19 protein-coding genes and 1 pseudogene are annotated in these 21599 nt (G+C 45.9%); 14 read left to right on the forward strand and 6 right to left on the reverse strand.

Features of this window, described 5'->3' with window-relative positions; genetic code table 11:
* Positions 1–296: 296 nt before the first annotated feature.
* Positions 297–2360 (reverse strand): histidine phosphatase family protein, encoded by a 2064-nt coding sequence (locus QT973_RS17920; RefSeq protein WP_333391845.1) that lies wholly within the window; start codon positions 2358–2360, stop codon positions 297–299.
* Between the two features lie 707 nt (positions 2361–3067).
* Between QT973_RS17920 and QT973_RS17925 the strand changes: the two genes are divergently transcribed.
* From QT973_RS17925 to QT973_RS17935, 3 genes are all read left to right on the forward strand, one after another.
* Positions 3068–5545 carry an ATP-dependent Clp protease ATP-binding subunit gene (locus QT973_RS17925; RefSeq protein WP_333055947.1) on the forward strand — a complete coding sequence of 826 codons (2478 nt, stop codon included), beginning with the start codon at positions 3068–3070 and terminating at the stop codon, positions 5543–5545.
* 405 nt (positions 5546–5950) lie between these two features.
* Positions 5951–6544 (forward strand): signal peptidase I, encoded by a 594-nt coding sequence (lepB, locus tag QT973_RS17930; protein WP_333055946.1) that lies wholly within the window; start codon positions 5951–5953, stop codon positions 6542–6544.
* 272 nt (positions 6545–6816) lie between these two features.
* Complete coding sequence (locus tag QT973_RS17935) at positions 6817–7140, forward strand: DUF1825 family protein (protein WP_006632589.1); 324 nt, start codon at positions 6817–6819, stop codon at positions 7138–7140.
* 337 nt (positions 7141–7477) lie between these two features.
* Here QT973_RS17935 and QT973_RS17940 read toward each other — a convergent pair whose 3' ends face one another.
* On the reverse strand, positions 7478–9397 hold the full coding sequence (locus QT973_RS17940; protein WP_333055945.1) for a transglycosylase domain-containing protein: 1920 nt from the start codon (positions 9395–9397) through the stop codon (positions 7478–7480).
* 317 nt (positions 9398–9714) lie between these two features.
* Between QT973_RS17940 and tyrS the strand changes: the two genes are divergently transcribed.
* The 3 genes from tyrS to QT973_RS17955 all read left to right on the forward strand — a co-directional run bounded on the left by tyrS (position 9715) and on the right by QT973_RS17955 (position 12539).
* Positions 9715–10947, forward strand: coding sequence for a tyrosine--tRNA ligase (gene tyrS / locus QT973_RS17945; RefSeq protein ID WP_333391878.1), 1233 nt, complete (start codon positions 9715–9717; stop codon positions 10945–10947).
* A 115-nt stretch (positions 10948–11062) separates the two neighbouring features.
* A complete protein-coding gene (gene pyrF, locus QT973_RS17950; RefSeq protein WP_333391847.1) occupies positions 11063–11773 on the forward strand; it encodes an orotidine-5'-phosphate decarboxylase in 711 nt (236 codons plus the stop codon).
* 166 nt (positions 11774–11939) lie between these two features.
* On the forward strand, positions 11940–12539 hold the full coding sequence (locus tag QT973_RS17955) for a hypothetical protein (protein ID WP_333391849.1): 600 nt from the start codon (positions 11940–11942) through the stop codon (positions 12537–12539).
* A gap of 256 nt (positions 12540–12795) precedes the next feature.
* On the opposite strand, the gene QT973_RS17960 is transcribed toward QT973_RS17955, so the two are convergent.
* Positions 12796–13482 carry a uracil-DNA glycosylase gene (locus QT973_RS17960; protein ID WP_333055940.1) on the reverse strand — a complete coding sequence of 229 codons (687 nt, stop codon included), beginning with the start codon at positions 13480–13482 and terminating at the stop codon, positions 12796–12798.
* 193 nt (positions 13483–13675) lie between these two features.
* Here QT973_RS17960 and QT973_RS17965 point away from each other — a divergent pair, with 193 nt between their 5' ends.
* Together QT973_RS17965 and QT973_RS17970 are read left to right on the forward strand one after the other, a co-directional pair.
* Positions 13676–14347: a phosphoribosyltransferase family protein gene (locus QT973_RS17965; protein ID WP_333391850.1), complete on the forward strand. Its 672-nt coding sequence runs from the start codon at positions 13676–13678 to the stop codon at positions 14345–14347.
* A 63-nt stretch (positions 14348–14410) separates the two neighbouring features.
* Positions 14411–14680, forward strand: a complete 270-nt coding sequence (locus QT973_RS17970; RefSeq protein ID WP_445251563.1) for a hypothetical protein — start codon at positions 14411–14413, stop codon at positions 14678–14680.
* 293 nt (positions 14681–14973) lie between these two features.
* Here the strand turns inward: QT973_RS17970 and QT973_RS17975 are convergent, their stop codons facing one another.
* Together QT973_RS17975 and QT973_RS17980 are read right to left on the reverse strand one after the other, a co-directional pair.
* On the reverse strand, positions 14974–15345 hold the full coding sequence (locus QT973_RS17975; protein ID WP_333055937.1) for a VOC family protein: 372 nt from the start codon (positions 15343–15345) through the stop codon (positions 14974–14976).
* A gap of 60 nt (positions 15346–15405) precedes the next feature.
* A complete protein-coding gene (locus tag QT973_RS17980; protein WP_333055936.1) occupies positions 15406–16026 on the reverse strand; it encodes a histidine phosphatase family protein in 621 nt (206 codons plus the stop codon).
* A gap of 55 nt (positions 16027–16081) precedes the next feature.
* On the opposite strand from QT973_RS17980, the gene QT973_RS17985 reads away from it, so the two are divergent.
* Positions 16082–16549: a hypothetical protein gene (locus tag QT973_RS17985; protein WP_333055935.1), complete on the forward strand. Its 468-nt coding sequence runs from the start codon at positions 16082–16084 to the stop codon at positions 16547–16549.
* A gap of 148 nt (positions 16550–16697) precedes the next feature.
* On the opposite strand, the gene QT973_RS17990 is transcribed toward QT973_RS17985, so the two are convergent.
* Positions 16698–17024 (reverse strand): hypothetical protein, encoded by a 327-nt coding sequence (locus QT973_RS17990; RefSeq protein WP_333055934.1) that lies wholly within the window; start codon positions 17022–17024, stop codon positions 16698–16700.
* A gap of 472 nt (positions 17025–17496) precedes the next feature.
* Between QT973_RS17990 and QT973_RS17995 the strand changes: the two genes are divergently transcribed.
* The 5 genes and pseudogenes from QT973_RS17995 (at position 17497) to QT973_RS18015 (ending at position 21064) form a co-directional block, all read left to right on the forward strand.
* Entirely contained in the window at positions 17497–17778 is a 282-nt protein-coding gene (locus QT973_RS17995) for a hypothetical protein (protein WP_333082156.1), read from the forward strand.
* A gap of 317 nt (positions 17779–18095) precedes the next feature.
* The gene (locus tag QT973_RS18000; RefSeq protein ID WP_333055932.1) at positions 18096–18923 is read left to right on the forward strand and encodes a PHP domain-containing protein; all 828 of its coding nucleotides are present in this window, start codon (positions 18096–18098) and stop codon (positions 18921–18923) included.
* Between the two features lie 331 nt (positions 18924–19254).
* A complete protein-coding gene (locus QT973_RS18005) occupies positions 19255–19464 on the forward strand; it encodes a CsbD family protein (protein ID WP_333055930.1) in 210 nt (69 codons plus the stop codon).
* Positions 19465–19680: 216 nt separating this feature from the next.
* Positions 19681–20022: pseudogene (locus tag QT973_RS18010) on the forward strand (transposase family protein); the annotation flags it as partial.
* A gap of 82 nt (positions 20023–20104) precedes the next feature.
* Positions 20105–21064, forward strand: coding sequence for a DUF362 domain-containing protein (locus QT973_RS18015; protein ID WP_333055929.1), 960 nt, complete (start codon positions 20105–20107; stop codon positions 21062–21064).
* Positions 21065–21599 lie beyond the last annotated feature (535 nt).

Genomic DNA, 21599 nt, shown 5'->3' on the forward strand with positions numbered 1-21599 from the left:
TATCAATTACGCACTTGATTTAGCTAAACACTTCATCTTATCATGTTTGAGGTTGAAATTAAGATGCGTTTACCCTGTCCACCAATCTTGGTAAAGACTTGTCGCAATTCCTCTAAAATTTTTCTCGGAGTATCCATCGTGAGATTAACCTCGGTTTTTTTTGTTTTCCAATTTTTCGCCAGTTATGGAGCCAGCTAAAACTATCATTCTTGCATTACTGTATACAGCAGTCGGACAAATAAGCATGACATCATTTTTCAAATTTGAATATGATGTCATGCTTATTGATCCAAAGTTTAGATTTGAGCAACGTTAAGGTTAGCAACCAACCCATACGTTGATATGTACTCTTCTAACTCCGCTAAATCAACACTGCCATTTTTATCGGAGTCAAGAGTATTAAAAAGATAATCAGTGATGTAGCTTCTGACTTCTTCAGAGCTACGTTCGCCTGTTGTCATATCTTCGATTAGCCCTAACAACTCCATAATCTCAGTTCGTTCTAGTGCCTTACTTCCATCCGTATCCAATTGCAGGAAAAGCTTTTTGATATCTGCTGTTGCCACTCTCGAAGAACGCAGTGTTTCTCTCAGTATGTCATTGCCAAATGAATTCATGAACAATATCTGTTCGATGAGTGGTATGCAGAAGAACCCCAGCGCTGCCCAAAAAATTGCATATCTTACGGCTTCTGGATTTGCAGTTGTACTAACTCCGATGAAAAGAGCCGCCCAAAGGAAAAAGTTTGGATTCACAAGCAGGATGTAAGCATCACGAGCTTCTGCCTTGCTAAGCTTGCCCTTTGTAAATGCTGAGGTTAATACAGCCAAAACCCGCATTGAGACAAAGACCAAAGTTGCCAATGCTAGTTGTTGCAGACAAGCGAGCGAGCGATTCGGATCGGTTGAAGAAAATAGATCCGAAATGAAGGTTGATGGAGTAAACTGAAAGCCTGTTGCCAAGGCCATGAATGCGACAGCAAGCACTCCGATGAATTTCCAGTTTTTACTGTGGTGGTTTGATTCAACCGGGGATTTGTCGCGCCAAAACTGGGCGATCGCACCCGGTATTGCCAGACCTAAAATTAGAATAATGCCGAAAAAGATCAGGCTGTCAACGTTAATGGGTAAATTGGCAACCTTCAATGTAGCCAGAAGCGCCAGTGGAGCAACGATTGATAGCGTTCTTGACAAAAGAGCCGACGGATAAAGATTACCGCCCCAAAGCACGGATAAAACTGGGGAAGTAAGGGCTGGCGGAACCATCCAAAACAGCACCCACAAAACTTTGTACAAATCCGCTTCAGTCTGATACAAAAATCCAGAAAATATTAAAAATAGCCCAACTGCCCATCGCACTGCCATCCACCCGTAAACGAGATACTTCACAGTTGAAGTTACTTTGCGTTTACTCGCTGCAAAGTCAATGTCTAAGTAGGTATAAAACGTTGAGGCGGCAAGACACGCAACGATTATTGCTCGAAATAGGACTGACGGAATCCCTGCTTCTGAGGTGCTGATTGCCCTTGCCAAGCTTCCCAGCAAGAAGGCGGTGGCATAGATCAAAATTGCCCACATAATTGAAAGATCGTTGATCTCTTTCCGCAGGGAAGCAGCACCGCCGGATTCCTTATCGCGAAACTTGACGAGATCCACACCGCTGAGAGCTTTACCATTGGGGAGTTTCAGGTGTTTATAAGCAGTAGGCGGGAGACCGCTTAAATAAAGTGCTAGAGGCTCCAATACATATTGGTGGCACACTACTAGAACTGTTTCTTGGCGTTCCAAGTGCGGTACTATTTTGTCTTCGTAGAAACGGGCTGCGCGAGAGTAAACTTGGGCAATCTTTTCGCCAGCCGGAGGTGCTTCGTTGTGCGAGTGCAACATTTCCTCGAAGCCTTCGTAGCCCAGTGCTAGACGCAGCAGATTTAGGTTACGACCCGCAAAAATGCCAAAGGATTTCTCGCTAATTCGATGGTCTATCTCAACGGGGGTATTTGGCGACTTTAGTGCTTGACTTTCAGCAAGGGCGATTTCACAGGTTTGCCTAGCGCGTCTCATGTGGGAGACATATACTGCGTCAAACTTTGTACCTTTTTTCTTCAGGTCAACACCTGCACGGCGCGCCTGCAATCGACCAAAGGATGTGAGGTCAACATCCAGAACTCCTGCAAAAATATTGCGTTCGTTACTGGTACTTTCACCGTGCCGAATAAAGTAGACACGTCCTAGGTGTTCTGGATTGAATTCTTTTGGTGAAGCTGCAGAGGTTGTTGTAGCTGCATCGTGGAATTTACTTGTAACTTCGATCGATCCATTGTCGGTACTTTCTACCTGGTCATCTAAGTTTTTAGTGTTCATTATTTACTTTAAGTACGCCTTAAACAGGATTTAGATTCTTTTCCACGATTGAAGTTTGAGACTTTTAAGTCACACGAGTTAACGACCACAGCACTCTGCTACGAAAGCAAGGTCTTGAACCATGCTGAGTATAGTCTGAGCCAAACCCCTCGGACTGTAGTAAGACTCACTAATTGATCGGGAGCGATCGCACAACTGACAACAGGAAGAATACCCAAATCTTCAACGAATCGGGGGCAAAATTTTAGATGAAGAAAGCCCAGCTCGCTGTCGCCATCCCAAACCAACATATTCGGGAGATGGGCTGCTGCTTAAGGATGAGTTTAGGGGATCGATCGCCCATATAACCAAGAACTTTTGTAAAAAAACTGTCCTACACTTCGAGAAATATCCATTTGGCACCTGCATGACAGCCAAAAAGATTATGCTAGAATCCATCAATACGCAGTCGTAGGTTGGGCACGGGCCGAGAAGAGCAATCTTCTTGCAGTCTAGGGGAGGTTGTAGGTCAGCCACCATTTGGGTCTTCCCAGTTGAAAGCCACCCTGCAACATGAGCCTGGAATCTGCAACCGCAGCCGAGTGCGGCAGATAGGTTGGGAGTGTCGCGCTAGAATAAGCAGTACGAGTTAACACTCGAACACAAACGCTCGTTGTGCGAGCGTGACCTCGAAACGGGCACATAGCAGCAGGTGATGGGAATAAATCATGTTTGAACGCTTCACAGAAAAAGCAATAAAAGTAATCATGTTGGCCCAGGAAGAAGCTCGCCGCCTGGGTCACAACTTCGTAGGGACAGAACAGATCCTCCTGGGTCTGATCGGAGAAGGAACCGGGGTTGCAGCGAAAGTCCTCAAATCAATGGGCGTCAACCTGAAAGACGCGCGCATTGAAGTGGAAAAAATCATCGGGCGCGGTTCCGGCTTCGTAGCAGTCGAAATTCCGTTCACTCCCCGCGCCAAGCGGGTTCTAGAACTATCCCTAGAAGAAGCTCGCCAACTCGGACACAATTATATAGGTACTGAACACCTGCTGCTGGGCCTGATCCGCGAAGGTGAAGGAGTAGCGGCCAGAGTCCTGGAAAATCTGGGAGTAGACTTGTCGAAAGTCCGCACCCAAGTGATTCGGATGCTGGGAGAAACCGCAGAAGTCGCAGCCACGGGCGGCGGTGCCCGCACCAAGACTCCAACCCTGGATGAATTTGGAGCCAACCTGACTCAAATGGCGGTCGATGGCAAACTAGACCCAGTAGTCGGACGCCAAAAAGAAATCGAACGGGTAATTCAAATCCTCGGTCGCCGCACCAAAAATAACCCGGTGCTCATCGGCGAACCCGGAGTCGGTAAAACCGCGATCGCCGAAGGTCTGGCCCAGCGCATCGCTAACAACGACATCCCAGACATCCTCGAAGAAAAGCGCGTCGTTACCCTCGACATCGGCTTGCTCGTCGCTGGTACCAAATACCGGGGCGAATTTGAAGAACGCCTCAAAAAAATCATGGACGAAATCCGCACAGCGGGTAACGTGATTTTGGTGATTGACGAAGTGCACACTTTGATCGGTGCTGGTGCGGCGGAAGGCGCGATCGACGCGGCGAACATTCTCAAGCCGGCTCTGGCTAGAGGCGAACTCCAGTGTATCGGCGCTACAACTTTAGACGAGTACCGCAAGCACATCGAGCGCGATGCAGCCCTAGAACGGCGCTTCCAGCCCGTTATGGTCGGCGAACCGACTGTAGACGAGACGATCGAGATTCTCTTCGGCTTGCGGGAACGTTACGAACAGCACCACAAGCTGAAAATCTTGGACACGGCCCTCGAAGCCGCAGCCAAACTATCTCATCGTTACATCTCCGATCGCTTCCTACCAGACAAAGCAATTGACTTGGTAGACGAAGCTGGTTCTAGAGTTCGCTTGATCAACTCCCAACTGCCCCCCGCAGCCAAAGAACTTGACAAAGAACTGCGCCAAGTCCTGAAAGATAAAGACGAAGCGGTGCGTTCTCAAGACTTTGACAAAGCCGGCGAATTGCGCGATCGAGAAATGACGATCAAAGCCGAAATTCGCGCAATTTCCCAAGCTAAAAAAACCGACTCGGCCCGCACCGGCGAAACCGACCCATCGCCAGTTGTCACCGAAGAAGACATTGCTCAAATCGTGGCAAGCTGGACGGGCGTCCCGGTCAACAAACTGACCGAATCCGAATCCGAAAAGCTGCTGCACATGGAAGATACCTTGCACCAGCGCTTGATCGGCCAGGAAGAAGCAGTGAAAGCCGTTTCCCGCGCCATCCGTCGCGCTCGCGTGGGCTTGAAAAATCCCAATCGCCCGATCGCCAGTTTCATCTTCTCCGGGCCTACCGGCGTCGGCAAAACCGAACTCACCAAAGCCCTAGCAGGCTACTTCTTCGGTTCCGAAGATGCGATGATTCGGTTGGATATGTCGGAATACATGGAACGTCACACCGTCTCCAAACTCATCGGTTCTCCGCCTGGGTACGTCGGCTACAACGAAGGTGGGCAACTCACAGAAGCAGTCCGCCGCCGTCCTTACACCGTCGTGCTGTTCGACGAAATCGAAAAAGCCCACCCCGATGTCTTCAATATGCTGTTGCAAATATTGGAAGACGGCCGCTTAACAGATGCCAAAGGTCGCACCGTGGACTTCAAAAACACGCTGCTGATTATGACCTCAAACATCGGTTCTAAGGTGATTGAAAAAGGCGGCGGCGGTCTCGGTTTCGAGTTCAGCGACAACCAAGCCGATGCTAATTACAACCGCATTCGTTCTTTGGTTAACGAAGAACTCAAAAACTACTTCCGCCCCGAATTCCTCAACCGACTCGACGAAATTATCGTCTTCCGCCAGTTGAACAGGGAAGAAGTCAAAGAAATCGCCGTCATTATGCTCAAAGAAGTGTTCAGCCGTTTGACAGAACAGGGCATCACCCTGGAAGTGACCGAAAAATTCAAAGAACGGCTGGTAGAAGAAGGCTACAACCCCAGCTACGGAGCCCGACCCCTGCGCCGCGCCATTATGCGCTTGCTGGAAGACAGTTTGGCTGAGGAAATCCTTTCTGGCCGCATCAAAGACGGCGACACCGCTGTTGTTGATGTGGGCGAGGACGGAATTGTTAAGGTGCTGCAAGGTCAAAAGCGGGAATTGCTGCCCCAAGGCGTTGAGTAAGTTTGAGTAAGTGCGATCGCGAGTAAAGTTTTGAAATAACCAATCTCGCGATCGCAAACAACTCAAAATCCTCACATAAAAAAGGTAGAGAATTTAAATTCTCTGCCTTTTTTATGAGTTAATATCAAGATGAGAGTTATTGTATAAATCTTTGATTGATAGGGAAATCGCAGGTGCAACGCCGATGCCTTTCTAGATACTTTGCAACTTTGCAAATGCCTGCACTTCACGTCTAGTAATTAACAGCGACATACTTCAATGGTAAGCTGTACTGCATTTAAATTGTATATTTTGGGCTGGTTCGCGTGTGCAGCTAGTCATGGTTTGATGATTTGTAGAGATGCAATTTAAATGCTGAGCGAGCTTAATCAGATAATTAGTGGCAACTATTTAGCGAGGACTTTCATGACATCTGAAAAAAAGAATTTGGGTACAGAAGTAGCAGAAAATCCGCCTGAAAGCTGGTGGCAGAAAGCGTGGAAGTCACAGCGAGAAAATCTTCAGATAGTGATTATTGCTTTAAGTTTAGCAATAGTGATTCGAGCCTTGGTCGCCGAACCGCGCTACATACCCTCAGATTCTATGGTACCCACTCTGCACGTGGGCGATCGCGTCGTAGTCGAAAAAATCTCCTACTACCTCGAACCTCCAAAAACTGGCGACATCGTAGTATTTGCCCCGCCCGAAAAGTTGCAAGAACAAGGCTTTACCCAAGACCAAGCATTCATCAAGCGGGTAATTGGCTTACCGGGTCAAACAGTCGCCGTTAAAAAAGGTTTAGTTTATCTCAACGACAAACCCCTGGTCGAAAAATATATTGCCGAACCTCCTAAATACCAGTGGGGGCCTTATCGCGTTCCAGAAAATGAATACTTTGTGATGGGAGACAACCGCAACAACAGCAACGACTCCAGCAGGTGGGGATTTTTACCTAAGCAGAATATCATCGGCCGCGCTGTAGTGCGGTTTTGGCCTCTAGAACGCATCGGGGAAGTTTGAAGAAGTCATTAGTCATCAGTTATCAGTCATTAGTTATTGGTTATTGGTTGGTTGTTAGTTTGAATAACCAATAACCAACGCTTTTGGGGCCCGATGCCCTGCGCGGGCATCGGCCCTGCGCGGGCATCGGCCTCTCCTGTACGGAAATTTCTACTAATTCTTGTACCTTGAGGGGTAGGGACTTCCTCCGGCAACTGATAAAATGGTACAAAAAGCAGCGGGTTTTCTCGCCTCGATCAAAATTAGTTGAATATTAAAAAATTAGGAAAGCTATGGGATTTTTTGATTCGGAAATTGTTCAGCAAGAAGCCAAGCTGTTGTTTGAAGACTATCAATCTCTCATCAAACTAGGTGGAAATTACGGCAAATTCGATCGCGAAGGCAAGAAAATGTTCATCGCTCAGATGGAATCGATGATGGAGCGCTACCGTATTTTTATGAAGCGCTTTGAGCTGTCTGAGGACTTCATGGCTCAGATGACTGTAGAACAGTTAAAAACACAGCTCAATCAATTTGGCATCACGCCCCAGCAGATGTTTGAGCAAATGAACTCAACGCTGGAGCGGATGAAATCTGAGCTGGAAAAACAATCCTAGTGTCAGAAGGAAGAAGGAAGGCACAACACGGATGTTGATACGGATACACGGATTAATTATCGAGTGTGAGCCAGAAGCCAGAAGTCAATCGATTTTAGATTTTAGATTTTAGATTTTAGATTGAAGCATTGACCCCACGCATAAATACGTTCGGCAAGTTTCATCTGATACAGGTTTTTTATTTCTCCACGGATGAATCACGTGGCGGGTATCCTGGATTCTTTCGGTCAGAGGAGAAATAATGGGTAATTGTCAACTGCCAAGTGTCAATTGTCAACTGTCAAACACCAACTGCCAACAGTCAACAGTCAACTGACAACTGACAACTGACTGATAATTAAGGCCGCTCAAAAGATGAAGCAGGTTTGAAACTTTCTGCGGGAACTCCCTGCAAAGCTTGGCTCATAAAATCACGCCAAACAGGGGCGACAATCCCACCGCCAGTAGCACCGTAGCTCATCGGTCTATAATTGTCGTTGCCCATCCAAACAGCCACCGACAACTGGGGCACGTAACCCACAAACCAGATATCGCGTTCTGAGGAAGTTGTACCTGTTTTCCCCGCAGCCGGCCGGCCAATTTGAGCCGCCCTTGCAGTTCCGCTGGTAATTACTCCTTGCAGGGCGCTGTTGACAGATGCCGCCGCCCAGGAATTGAGAACTAATTTGGGTTTGGGCGTATTGTCGAGCAAGACGTTGCCACTGCTGTCAGTGACTTGCACGATAAACGTGGTGTCAGAATGCCAGCCGTTGTTGGCGAAGGTAGCAAAAGATCCGGCCATTTCTAAAGGAGTGAGGTCAACTGCACCCAAGGGCAAAGAAATCACCGGTTCCATCGGACTTCTGATGCCGAGCACGCGGCAAATCTCAATCACTTTATTCAATCCGACTTCTTGGCCAAGCTTGACGGCGGGAATGTTCAGAGAGACTTCCAATGCTCTGCGGATGCTGACAGCACCGGAGAAGCCGCCACCGTAGTTTTGAGGGTAGTAGTAGCCGTCGCCGTCGCGGTAGCCGACAGGGGAGTCGTAGACAACTGAATCGGGGGCGTATTTGCCGCTAGCAAAGGCAGCGTAGTAGATAAAAGGTTTAAAAGCAGATCCGGGCTGGCGGCGTGCTTGAATGGCGCGGTTGAACTGACTCTTTTCGTAATCGACGCCGCCAACCATTGCTTTGACGAAGTGGGTGCGGGGATCGACGGCGGCTAGGGCAATTTGACCTTCATCGCGATCGTAAAACAGCCCTTGGTAGTAAAGCCGATTGTGCCACGCTTTGACGGTTTCTTCGGCTATGCGCTGCATTTTGAGGTCGATCGTGGTTTGAACGCGCATTCCTCCCTTAACCACGGCATCTCGCCCAAAACGCCTTGTCAGTTCTTGGACTACGGCTTGTGTTACGTAAGGAACTTGAGAGCCGCCAAAAGAGGTAATTTTGCCTAGCTTAATTTTTTCCTGTCGGGCTGCTGTCTCTTGGGCCGGCGTAATCCATTTAAGATCCTTCATGCGGCCTAAAACGAGGGCTTGCCGCTCTTTTGCCAATTTGTAATTGACGAAAGGACTGTATTCTTCGGGGGCAGAAATTAAGCCGGCCAGCATCGCTGCTTCTGAAAGAGTCAAATTACTTGCGGATTTGTTGAAATAGCTTCGAGAGGCTGTCTCTACGCCGTACAAGTTGTGACCTAAGTAGATTTGATTCAGGTATAGTTGCAGAATTTGGTCTTTGTTGAGAATTTGCTCCAAGCGGATAGACATTACCGCTTCAGCTACCTTGCGACTAAATTTTGACTGGGGAGAGAGAAACAGGTTCTTGACTAGCTGCATAGTCATAGTCGAGCCGCCTTCAACGGTTCTACCTTTCTCTAGGTTGACCATCAGAGCTCGGGCTATCCCGCCGGGGTTGATACCTTTGTGGGTGAAGAAGTTGCTATCTTCGATCGCCAGAACAGCTCGTTTCAGGTTCGGGGAGATTTGGTCAAGGGGTACGACATCCCGGTTGGCTTCGTCGTGGATGCTGGCTAGCGGCTTGCCGTTGATGTCGTAAATGTGGGTAGTTTCTGTGGGAGAGTAGGTTTGCAAGATCCGAACATCTGGCAAATTGCGGAAGCTGATCGCTAAGCCAACCAGTCCACCAGCGACTACGGAACTGGCAAGCATTGTCATGCTGAGTATGGTTCCGGCGGTCACTTTACTGACTGACTGAACAAACTCGAATACGGGGGCTGAGTTTTCCGTGTTATTGCGGACTGCGTTGGTTGACACGTGGATTTCACTTCCTCACTCGATTTGGGGTTTAAGACTTTTAATTTTAGATGCGAAACCTAGAGACTGTCAGTCGATCGATTTTAGATTTTAGATTTTAGATTTTAGATTTTAGATTTACTCCACAGATCAATTTAGGAGTTTGAACTAGCGTCTAAAATTGTGGGATGTCGGCGACTGTTGTCGGGGCTGGTATCCGTTTTTGGGCGGGGTCAGCTAATGAAAGCCGGTCAGGTTTCGGATTATAGTAGCGTGATAGTTATGTTTTTATGCGTCAACCAGTGAGTGTAACTAATTCTGCTGCACTTTGGCAAAATATGATGAACGATCGCTCCCCGATGATAACTCCTAACCTTTCAGCGCTTTACCGCGGCATCAGCGAGATTTTTCCAGATCGACCTGATTCTAGCAACTCTGACGAAAATTTAGCCCAACTGCTGGCCCAAGTCGATCGACCCTTGCGAGTCAAACTGGGAATCGACGCCACAGGGGCGGACATTCACTTGGGACACAGCATTTGCTTCCGCAAACTGCGGGCTTTTCAGGATGCCGGTCACACAGCGGTACTGGTCATCGGAGATTTTACCGCAAGAATTGGCGATCCGACAGGGAAGTCCGAGATGCGAAGCCAGTTGACAGCCGAACAAGTGGCGGAAAATGCCAAGACTTATTTAGACCAAGTGCGTCCGATTCTAGATTTTGACACGCCCGGACGTTTGGAAATTCGCTATAACTCCGAGTGGTTGTCGAAATTGGACTTGGCGAAGATTTTGGAACTGCTGAAGACGATGACGGTGCAGCAGATGCTCGCTAAAGAGGGATTTGATAATCGGATGCAGCAGGAAAATGCGATTTATCTGCACGAGTTTCTGTACCCACTAATGCAGGGTTACGATTCGGTGGCTTTGGAGGCTGATGTGGAGTTGGGGGGAACTGACCAAAAGTTTAATATTGCGGTGGGGAGAGATTTGCAGCGGCATTTTGGGATGAAGCCGCAGTTTGGTTTGCTGATGCCGATTTTGATAGGGACTGACGGGGTGCAGAAGATGTCGAAATCTTTGGGCAATTATGTGGCTTTGTCGGAAGACCCGCTGACGATGTATTCTAAGTTGGAGAAAATTGCTGATAGTTCGATCGCCCAATATTTTGAACTATTGACAGATTTACCAATTGATGAATTGCCAGAAAATCCGCGAGAAAAACAGAAACTTTTGGCTTTGGATGTGGTGCGCCAGTATCGGGGGCAGGAAGCGGCGGATCGCGCACAACAAGATGCAATTGCGCTGGTTAAAGGTGCTGCGGGACAAGCTGATGCTGTGGCGGAGTTTTCTTTGGCAAACGTGCAGTTTCCGGCTAAGTTGTTTTATATTCTCAGTGCTAGCGGGCTTTGTAAAAGCAGCGGTGATGCGCGGAAGTTGATGCAGGGCGGCGGGGTGAAGTTGGAGGGCGATAAAGTTTCTGATGTTAACCTCACCTTTGAATCACCTGCTGATTTATGCGGTAAGGTTTTGCAGGTTGGGAAGAATAAGTTTGTGCGATTGGTGTCTTGAATAGACATCTCCAATAATTATTGTGGAACAGGCATCTTGCCTGTTCAAAGCAGGCAATTATTGCGATGACTAATCTATTTTTTTAACCGCAGATGAATACTGAAGATGAACGCTGATGAACGCTGATAATCGAATTATTGTTGCTTTGGATGTTTCGAGTCAAGAAGAGGCGATCGCACTTCTGGACAAACTGCCGCAAGTATCTTTCTGGAAAGTGGGTTTGGAACTGTTTGTGAGTTCCGGGCCGGGGATTTTGGAAATTTTAAAACAGCGGGAAAAGCGGATTTTTCTCGATTTGAAGTTTCACGATATCCCGAATACTGTGGCTGGTGCTTGTCGGGCTGCTGCTAAGTATAATGTGGATTTATTGACTATCCATTCTACTTGTGGTAAAGATGCTTTGAAAGCGGCACAGTTGGCTTTGACTGAAGGGGCGGCGGCTGTGGATAAACCGAGTCCTAAGTTGATTGCTATTACTCTATTAACGAGTTTGAATTCGCGACAGTTGGCTTTTGAGTTGAAAATACCTTTGGAGTTGCCGGAATATGCTTTACACATGGCATTGTTGGCTAAGGAAACTGGTTTAGCTGGGGCTGTTTGTTCTCCGCAAGAAGTGGAACAGTTAAGAATGAGTTGCGGGGATGATTTTGTGTTAGTTTGTCCCGGTGTACGTCCGAAATGGGCCGATGGAGGCGATCAAAAACGATCGATGACTCCAAAGGCCGCTTTGAAAGCTGGTGCGGATTATCTGGTGATTGGGCGGCCAATTACTGCTTCGGATGATCCGGTGGCGGCTTTTGCGCGTATTTGTGAAGAGTTGGAGTAACAATATGAATGTTGTTTTTAACTCACATCTTGCACCATTCTCAAGAACAGGCAAGATGCCTGTTCCACAAGAAAATTCACTCTTTGTGGAACAGGCATCTTGCTTGTTCATAAAAGGCTTATTGAGAATGGTGCAACATCTCAGTTTTAACCGCCGATAAACGCCGATGAACGCCAATGGAATTTTATCTGCGTTCATCTGTGTTTATCTGCTGATATCTGCGGTTGCAACTCCGACTTGGGCAGTTAATTTTGTGACAAATCATACTCACAGTATCAATGCCAGTCGGTATGATTTGTTAGTGCGATCGCCCTGTCCCGCTGATTTAGAAACTTTGGTCGATCGCCTGTTGCAAGATTTGCCGAGTTATGCTAATCGCGTAATTGTGCGATCGCACTTTTCTCCTAACACTAATACACCGCCCGGTTACGCGCTGCCGCAAATAATTTTAGCCGGCCGCCCGGAGTTTGAACCGTTACCTTTAAATTCTGGGGATGCACTTCCTGAAAATGCCAGTCAAGTTTTCATTACTACTTTGGAACGGCAGTATCGCGGGGAAAAACGAGTTGAAATTCAGCAATATCATTGGTTGTTTTTAACTAAAACGGAAAACGGTTGGGAATTGGCAAAAATTGTTTCTCGGTTTGGTACTGCGGCGGATATTCGTCCGTTGTTGCGGCAAGAGGGGGAGAAAAGCGAAATTGCTGAGGCGATTCGTTTGTGGCTGCGAGATTGTCGTGCAAAAAATAAGTTGTCTCGCAACTAAATTGTATTTTTTGGGCGGGCGAGACGCCCAACCCACATGAAATAATTGTGATTGTGGAACAGGCATCTTGCCTGTTCCTGACAGACAATAATTTTATTGTGGAACAGGCATCTTGCCTGTTCCTGACAGAAGGTATCAGAAAATTCACAAATTTTCGGTTGAGGGATTTACCCTGGGGGGCGGGTTTACGAGATTATCGGTTTTAGGCACTTATTGTTCGTGAAACCAGCCGCGACAAATCAACAAGAAAAATTGATTAGACTTGCTCTTTGAATTCATCCAATTTAGCCTTGATTAGTTGCATATCTTGCCACATATACCATTTTGGAGTTTCCGGTTCGCGGGAGGGGTTTCGCAACAAGTACGACGGGTGAAAAATTGGCATACACAAACGATTTTCCCATTCAATCCACTGACCTCTGATTTTACTAATGGGTCGCTTGTCGCTTAGCAAACCTTTGAGGGCTGTTGCACCGGTTAATAAAATAATTTTGGGGTCTAAGATGCGAATTTGTTCTAGCAAGTATGGTTTGCAAGCTTCGATTTCTTTTGCTGTCGGAGGGCGGTTGTTGGGAGGGCGACATTTGATGACGTTGGCAATGAATACGTCGGTTTCTGCACTCAATCCCACGGATTCTAAAATCTTATCTAACAGTTTGCCCGATCGCCCGACGAAGGGCAATCCGGTTTCGTCTTCGTTTTGTCCGGGCGCTTCTCCCACAATCAAAATTGAGGCTTGAGGATTGCCGCGCCCGATGACGGCGTGAGTGCGGCTGTTGCCCAATTCGCAGCGGTAGCAGCGGTTGCAGTGCTCGGCGATTTGTTCCATATTTTGATAAGTGCCGGGAGGGATGGGAATTTTGGCATTTGCTGGTATTGAGTCTGTTTGGAAAGTGGCACTTTGATTGTTGTCAAAAAGGCTGAGTTGCAAGTCGCTGGACATACATTTTACAATTAGGGAGATTTTTTCGAGCCTAGAGTTTATAGTTTAGATCGGGTTGTGTGATTTGAGATTGGCTAGAAGCTTGTGTGCGATGCTGTCGATTCCCTACGGGATAGCTACGCACGCGCGTACAATCTCCAATTAACACTCGCACAATCTCCAATTGTTTGGTTGAGCTCGTACAGGCAAAAATATGTTCTCTAACCCGTTTTTTGACGATCGCGCCGATGCAGGCGAAAAACTGGCCGAGGCAGTTGTGGACGAGTTCGGCAAGTTGAGTTTAATGACGCAGAAGGCGGTGAAACCGATTGTTTACGCCTTGCCGCGCGGGGGTTTGCCCGTTGCTGTGCCGATTGCGCGCCGCTTGGGCTGTCCTTTGGATGTGGTTGTCGCTAAGAAAATTACTCGCCCAGATAATTTAGAATTGGCGATCGGGGCTGCAACTGCTGATGGTCATGTCCTCTGGGAAAAGCAAAAGCAGCACAATTTACGCTTGCAAAAATCAGCATTGCCCGTGGCTCAAAATAATGCTCAATCTCTGCTGGCAGACTTGTCTCCGGGACGCCCAAATATCAGTGCGGCGGGGGCTTTGGCGATTGTGGTAGATGACGGCATTGCGACGGGGATGACAATGGCTGTGGCGGCTAAGGCTTTGCAGTCGCAGCAACCGGCGGCTTTGTGGATTTGCGCGCCTGTCGCCCCGGCAGATTTGATGGGATTTTTGGCCCAAATGGGCGATAAGGCGATCGTCTTGGAGACTCCTCACCCTTTTTACAGTGTCAGCCGCTTTTATGGGCAATTTCCGCAGGTTGAGACGGCGGAGGCTTTAAGGTGTTTGCAGCAACAAACTGAATGGCGATCGTAGGTTAAGCTAGAAGGCTAAATCCAAAAGCTCGATCGCTAAAACATGAGACCTTGGCAATATTGGTTGGACACTTTAATTCTGTCTACTCAGCACAATCCGCCTCGCTTTGTTGAGTTGGTGATGTTGACTTTGGCGATGATTTTGCTCGGGCTGTGGAGTGTAACATTGCAGTGGCAATATTTAACGCTGTCTCTGAGTTATATAATTGGTTCGTCTTTTTCAATTTTGGTGCGGGAATCGATCGGCCCACGGCCTCAATTTCAGCTAACTCACCTAACAGCCTTGTTGTTATTAATTATCAGTTTTTATAGTTTTGCTGAACTGATGAGATAGTTAAGGCCGTTTTGATTTGTAGACGCGGGTTTGACAATGTGATTGCGAAGGTGGTGAAGCAATTGCATAATATCAAATCCGTTAGCATCGGAATTACATCTCTCTGTTCTCTTCCTCTGCGTTCTCTGCGTACTCTGCGGTTTAATCATTCCAATGCAACCGGAATTGATATAACTTATATAGCAATCCTCAGCGGGTTTTGAACTAGATGTTTTTTTGAACGAACCGCGAAGACGCGAAGAAAGAGAAGAGAAGATCGAGAGTTCACCAATAATTAGCCATCATCCTACATTCTAATGGGATTGATGTAAAATTATGCGGTTCCCAGCAGGATCGAAGGCATAGATTTCTAGACCGTGAGAAGCTTTGATAATTTCTCCGCTGGGCGGATAACCTAAAGCCCAAATTCGGGCGATCGCAGTTTCGATATCGCTGACTTCCAAACACAAACTCATGCCTGTTTTTGCTCGATTTGCAAATTCCGATTTGTGGGAATCTTTGGGTTTGAAGATGCCGAGTCTTAAGCCGTTGAGTTGAAATTCCGCATAAGTATTGGGAATGTAAGGGTTTGGTTCTATGTCGAGAAATTTTGTATAAAATTTAACGAGAACTTCTTTATCAAGGTCTGCTAAAGTCACTAGGGCGGCGCTGTATTGGAAACTCATATAAATTGGCACTGCGTAGTTGGTGATGGGGAATTGATAATATTATAACTTTCTATCTATTTAAAATCCTCCAATTCGTCCGAGTATTTGGATTTTACCTTGTCGATCGCTTTTGAGAATCACAGCTTCGCCACTTTGCGGTACAATATCAGTAATCGCGGTAATATTTACTTGATGAGTTACCAGAATAATCGCGCCTTTTGTGTTGCGATTATCAACAATTAATTTGCGGATTGTCGCTGTTTGTCTGGCTTCTGTGCTGCTGTCCCTAAAGAACGAGTTCAGCGCTGGGAAGGGTTCGACTTTGCCTAACTTTATCAATTTTGCTGTTTCCAAACACCTACACCACTGACTCGATAAAACTCTGGCAACTTTGATGTTGCGGTTGCGAAATTCGGCTCCAATTTGCTTGGCTTGGGTTTGTCCCTGTGCTGATAAATTGCGCTGGGTGGAACAGTCGCCTAACTTAAAGTTAGCAGGATCTCCCGTACCTGGGGCGATCGCGTGTCGCATTGCTACCACCAACCCTGTCTCATCCCGCTGCAACAATTGCCACCCTGCTTGAGTTTGGGCGTTGGTTGCTGCGTCAGAACTTGCAGTTGCAATCATTAAGCCGATCGACAATACTAAAGCTAGCGACCGGAAAAACCATTTCCAGTTAAGGTAAATCCGTGCAGCCATTGTTGCAGAAGTTAGGAATTAACTTATCATATTATAATACAACAAATATTGCTCTATGGAACTCACCAATTTTATTGCTCTGTCTGTCATTATTGCCCTTGTGCTGGGGATTGGGTTTGGAACAATGACTTGGGCTTACTTCGGCAAGGGCAGCATTTCTGTAATATTTAAAGAACCAATTTTAAATTCCCCAGAATTTCCCGATACCGACAGTGGCAGCAAAGCTTCCGTTTATTTTCAACAAGGAATTGAGGCTTATCAGTCGGGAAAGTACCGCAAAGCCAAAGATAAATTTAGCAGCGCTGTAGAACAAGTTTCAACTTTGGCAGAAGCTTACCACAATCGCGGCTTAGCTTTTGCAAATTTGCGATCGGATGACGAGGCTGTTGCAGATTTGATCCGTGCCAGCGAATTATACCAACAGCAGGAGGCTGGATTTGCGATCGACACGATTAAACAAAATCTGGCAGCCTTGAAGCAGCGCAAATTAGAACGAGAAAAACAAAAAGCAGTAGCGAGATAAATTATTATGTTCAACCAGTTGGACTCAACTCACACCTAGATTTGAGGTCTGAAAAACCCGGTTTCTTGAGTGTGGTTGGGAGAAACCGGGTTTGTTTACATAATTTTTATTAAAGTTGAAAATCAAGATTTAACCTTCTCCTTCTCAACTAAATTGTTCTGGTATCTTCTATTTGGTCGATTTTAGCAATCATCATTTCTCGGCTAGGTGCCACAACTCGATAATTAGTAATGGGATCGTAAGCTTCCCATTCTTGAGTCACTTCGCTGTCTTGCCACAAAAACCATTCCCGGTAAATTTCGCCGTCATCAATGTCGCCGCACAAGGGAAGCCAATCATCTCCTCCCAAGCTCTCAAAATCTCCTCCTACTAAGTCAATCCAAGCTGTAAGGATACAAGAGTCAATAACATTATTATTAACAGTGACTGCGTTAGAGTGAAGAGAAGTTTCGGGAAAACAAAGTGTGGATTTCATAAGCTGTACCTGAATGTTATGTTATTAATTTATAAAAAAATCTTCTACGGCAGTGAAAGCAGAATGCCACTATCCTAACCTCCACAGTTCCCACCTCGAAAAACCTTGACACCCAAAGCGCTCAAATGCCTCTGCTGTAAGACTTGAGACCGCTTTGAGTCAAGTCGCTACAGAGGCTAAATTGAGCCACTTTGCCAACTGGCATAGAAGAAAGCCCGATCGACCAAATATTGTTGGCGAAGGAGCTCGCGCATTAAGGAGCAAAGACAGCGCGACTGGCAATTCTATACTGGGTAAGTTGGCGAGTTTCCGTACAGTTTTTGTGATAAAATTAGCAGTAACCGGACTTTCGTACCGACAGCCTGGTCTTGTCAAAAGCTTTCCAACGAGCTTTCCAATCGTGGTGCGATCGCCAGTTTTGATTTATTGTTAATTTTGCCAAGTCCCGATCGACTGTTAGGGGGAAAAAATTATGCAAGCAACCAACCAAGAAGGAATTATCAATCTGACAATCCACTATACCAACGGCAAACAGCAACACTTCCAGTTCATTGCGCCAGAGGGAACAGTAGGAGAGCAAGCAACTTTAGGCACTCGCCTGCACAAAATGTTGACGGCAGACCCGATAATTCTCGAATTGGCAGATAAACTGGTAGTTATCCCAGTTCACAACATACAAAGTATTGAAATATCGCCGGTTCCTCCCAAATTGCCAGAGGGTGTGCTTTACCCAATGCGAGAAATCAAGAAATAGCTAAGGTGTTCTGCATCTAAATTAAACTGCAAAGGCGGGCTGAAACCCATGTCATGCCGAGTTTGAATAAGCATAAATGTGTACCCATTAAAGGCGCAAGAAGTTATTACAAATAACGATAAACATAAAAAAAATGTTGCTGGTTGTGAAACCAGTTACGAAAAAAAATGCAACAGTAGACAAGCTCCCAACCCTTATATTGTCACTCATGCCCAATCTAAAATCTAAAATCTAAAATCTAAAATAGTATGACGATATATGTGGCGTGAGTGAGGGGAATAATTGCAGATTTCGCAGACTTTAACTTACCAAAAAAAATGCTAGAACTCCACTGTCACACAACTTATTCCGATGGCACTCTCACTCCTGCCGAACTCGTAGCCGCGGCCGCTTCATCGGGGGTTCGCGCCTTGGCTGTCACGGATCACGATACGATGTCGGGTTGGGATGAAGCCTTCGCCGCTGCTGCTTTGCACGGTATTGAAATAGTCCCCGGACTAGAACTCAGCACCGTTCACAACGGCCGTTCCCTGCACATTTTAGGTTTTTATCCTGATGCAAATAAGTTGCGCGTTCCTTTGAACGATCGCCTGGAAGGAAGGTTTCGCCGATCGCAGGAAATGGTCGAAAAATTAGCAGCAATGGGATACGCGATCGAACTGCCAAAAACATCGCCAGGAATGGCACCGGGAAGGCCTCACATTGCCTCTGCACTTGTAAAAGCAGGTCACGCGAAATCATCGCGGGAAGCATTCGATCGCTGGCTGGGAGATGACGGCCCGGCTTATGTGCATTACGAGAAATTCTCGATCGTCGAAGGCATTGATTTATTGCGAAGTTGCGGCGCAGTACCAGTTTGGGCTCACCCTTATTTATTTCGCGGCGGCGGTGTTGAGGAAGTTTTACAAGAATTAGTAGATGCTGGTTTAATGGGAGTTGAAGTATACCATCCCACCCACAGTTCTAGCCAAATCCAAAAGTTAAAAGATTTGTGTCTTCATTACGGTTTGCTAGCAACTGGTGGCAGCGATTATCACGGCCCCGATCCGGAAAGGAAAGCCGCAGATAGCACCCAATTGAATATGCTGCATTTGCCGTTAGAATTACTCGAACCGATTAAAGTTGCTGCGGCGAGTTTGAAATAGTTTTTTAGGACTCATATTTTACACCATTCTCAATTAGGCTTTTATGAACAGGCTTTTCGGCCTGTTCCACAAGAAAATTTATCTTTTGTGGAACGGGCCGGAGAGCCCGTTCTTGAGAATGGTGCAACATCTCAGTTATGACGAATTTGGCCGACGTATTCAGTGGTAAAAAAAAGGAAGCCTTCGCTTTGTGAGTGAGTAATTTGCACAAAGTAAATCATCAGCAGAAGACCGAGGTCAAGCAGAATATAAATTAATATGAAGTTAAAGGCAATTGCAGGTGAGTTAATTTTACAATGTTACTATAGCAACTTGCCAAACGGAGCTTATCATGACTACAGAAGACAGAGCGAAGGCGATCGGCAAAAATTTAGAAGGCAAAGCTCAGGAAATTTTAGGTAATATTACGGGCAACAGAAAAGACCAGGTTGAAGGCAAAGCCAAACAAGCCGAAGCGGCTGCCCGCCACGCAGCAGAAGATGCAAAAAATGCGGTTAAAAATCTGGCAGAGCAAGCCAAAAGGTCGATCGACAAATTGTAGAAACCGCGCTATACCCAATCCTGGCGAAGAGTATTCGCTTCATATCAAATCCTTTGCTATCAAGGATTTGATATGATTTATTTTTGGAAGGTGCAAAAAAATGGGTGACTCCTGCGATATCTCCTCAAAAGCGCACTGGAGAAGTCCCTATTAGACCTCTTGCAAAAGATTTTTATGATATAATGAAAATGTTTGCTTTAGTTGATTGAATCCCAACTCCTCACTGCTTTTGGCTCGGAGCATTACCACGATTTTAATTCGACTAAAAAAATAAAATTAATTTTCATCCCGAAACAAATAGCTTACAAGATAGTGGCTATCAAGGGATAAAGAATGAGCGCACCAATAGTTATCTCCCTAAAAATCAACCTAAAAAGGGGAAACTGTATCTTTGAGAAAAAGACTACAATAGAGTTTTAGCACAGGAGCGAATAGGGAATTGAACAGGTTAATCGAAGTCTCAAATTTTTTAAAATATTGTCGAGTCGTTATGGTCTGCTTTGTAATTTGTTGTCAGCAATTTACAATTATGAGTTGGCTCTAGGGGATTCAATTTAACACCTGTGATGATAACATATATCTTTTTTGCAAGAGGTATATTATTCCAGATCGATAACCAATTACCAAGGAATTCATAATTATGTCTGCTGTTAGCTTAATTCAGGCCAATTCCTACGATCGCCAAATTTTACAAACATCTTTAGAAAGTTTGCTCGCACCCTTGGGCGGAATCTCGGCTTTTGTCAAATCGGGCGATCGGGTTTTACTCAAACCCAATCTCCTCACCGGTTCTCGCCCTACAAAAGAATGTGTCACCCGCCCAGAATTGGTTTACTGCGTCGCTAAAATGGTCATTGAGGCGGGAGGAAAACCCTTTTTAGGCGATAGTCCGGCTTTTGGTAGCGCGATGGGTGTGGCAAAAGCTAATGGTTATTTGCCTCTGTTGGAAGAACTGAATTTGCCAGTTGTTGAGTTTCAAGGAAAACGCTACGAAACAGTCAGCAAAGATTTCAATCATCTGCGAATTTGCAAAGAAGCAATGGAAGCGGATGTAGTGATTAATTTGCCCAAACTCAAATCTCACGTTCAATTAACGGTGACAATGGGCGTGAAAAATTTGTTCGGCTGCGTTCCCGGCAAAATGAAGGCTTGGTGGCACATGGAAGCTGGCAAAGATAGCGCCAGATTCGGTGAAATGCTGGTAGAAACTGCTCGGGCAATTAACCCAAATTTGACGATTTTGGATGGAATTATCGGTCACGAAGGTAACGGGCCAAGTGGCGGCGAACCTAAGTTTTTGGGAATTTTGGCCGCCTCTGATGATGTGTTTGCTTTGGACAGAACTTTAGTGGAAATTATTAATGCCGATCCGGAGGCGGTTCCCACTGTAGCTGCGGCGATGAGATTGGGGCTTTGCTCGAATTTAGAGGCGATTGATTTTCCGCTTTTGCAGCCGGAAAATCTCAAGGTTTTGGATTGGAAGTTGCCCGAAAGCATGATGGCGATCGACTTTGGTATGCCCCGCGTGGTGAAGTCGGCTTTCAAGCACCTTTATATCCGGTTTATAAAAGAAAAGTTCAGCATCAAGGCTTCGCATTAGCGAAGACAGAAGGGGTAAAAATTTTTTTTACTCCTTCTACTTCGCCAGGGTAATTGTCAAAAAATATTATTATATTACAAGATATATATTTATGTAAAGTTTATAATAAATTTGTTATAAATCTATGGTTTCATTACGTAGACCTGCTTAAACCGCATAATGTAACACCATGTAAACAGGTTTAAGTCAGCCATTAGAGAGCATTTGGAGACTTTGCCCTCGTTTACCTAGGGGCGTTTTTTCCCATCGACTTACTTAAAGCATTGAGATCGCCGTATTCGCAACTCGCGCTCATTCTTGCTAGTTAGATGATTTTACTTAAGTAAAAATACTTAGAACAGCCATTGCTTTAACCAAATTCACCCTAAAATTGCACTTTTCTTTATAATTTACCCCTAAACTATAAAGATTTAGTAAAGCTCGGAAAAGATTATTGACACTTATACGTAGATCGCAGATGATTGCTACATATCAAACAGACCTCCCATTAAATAATAAAGGTCTAATCCAGTTGCTGAATCAATCTTAAGTATTA

Source organism: Microcoleus sp. Z1_A1 (assembly GCF_036700305.1).
In the GTDB taxonomy this organism is placed as follows: Bacteria; Cyanobacteriota; Cyanobacteriia; order Cyanobacteriales; family Microcoleaceae; genus Microcoleus.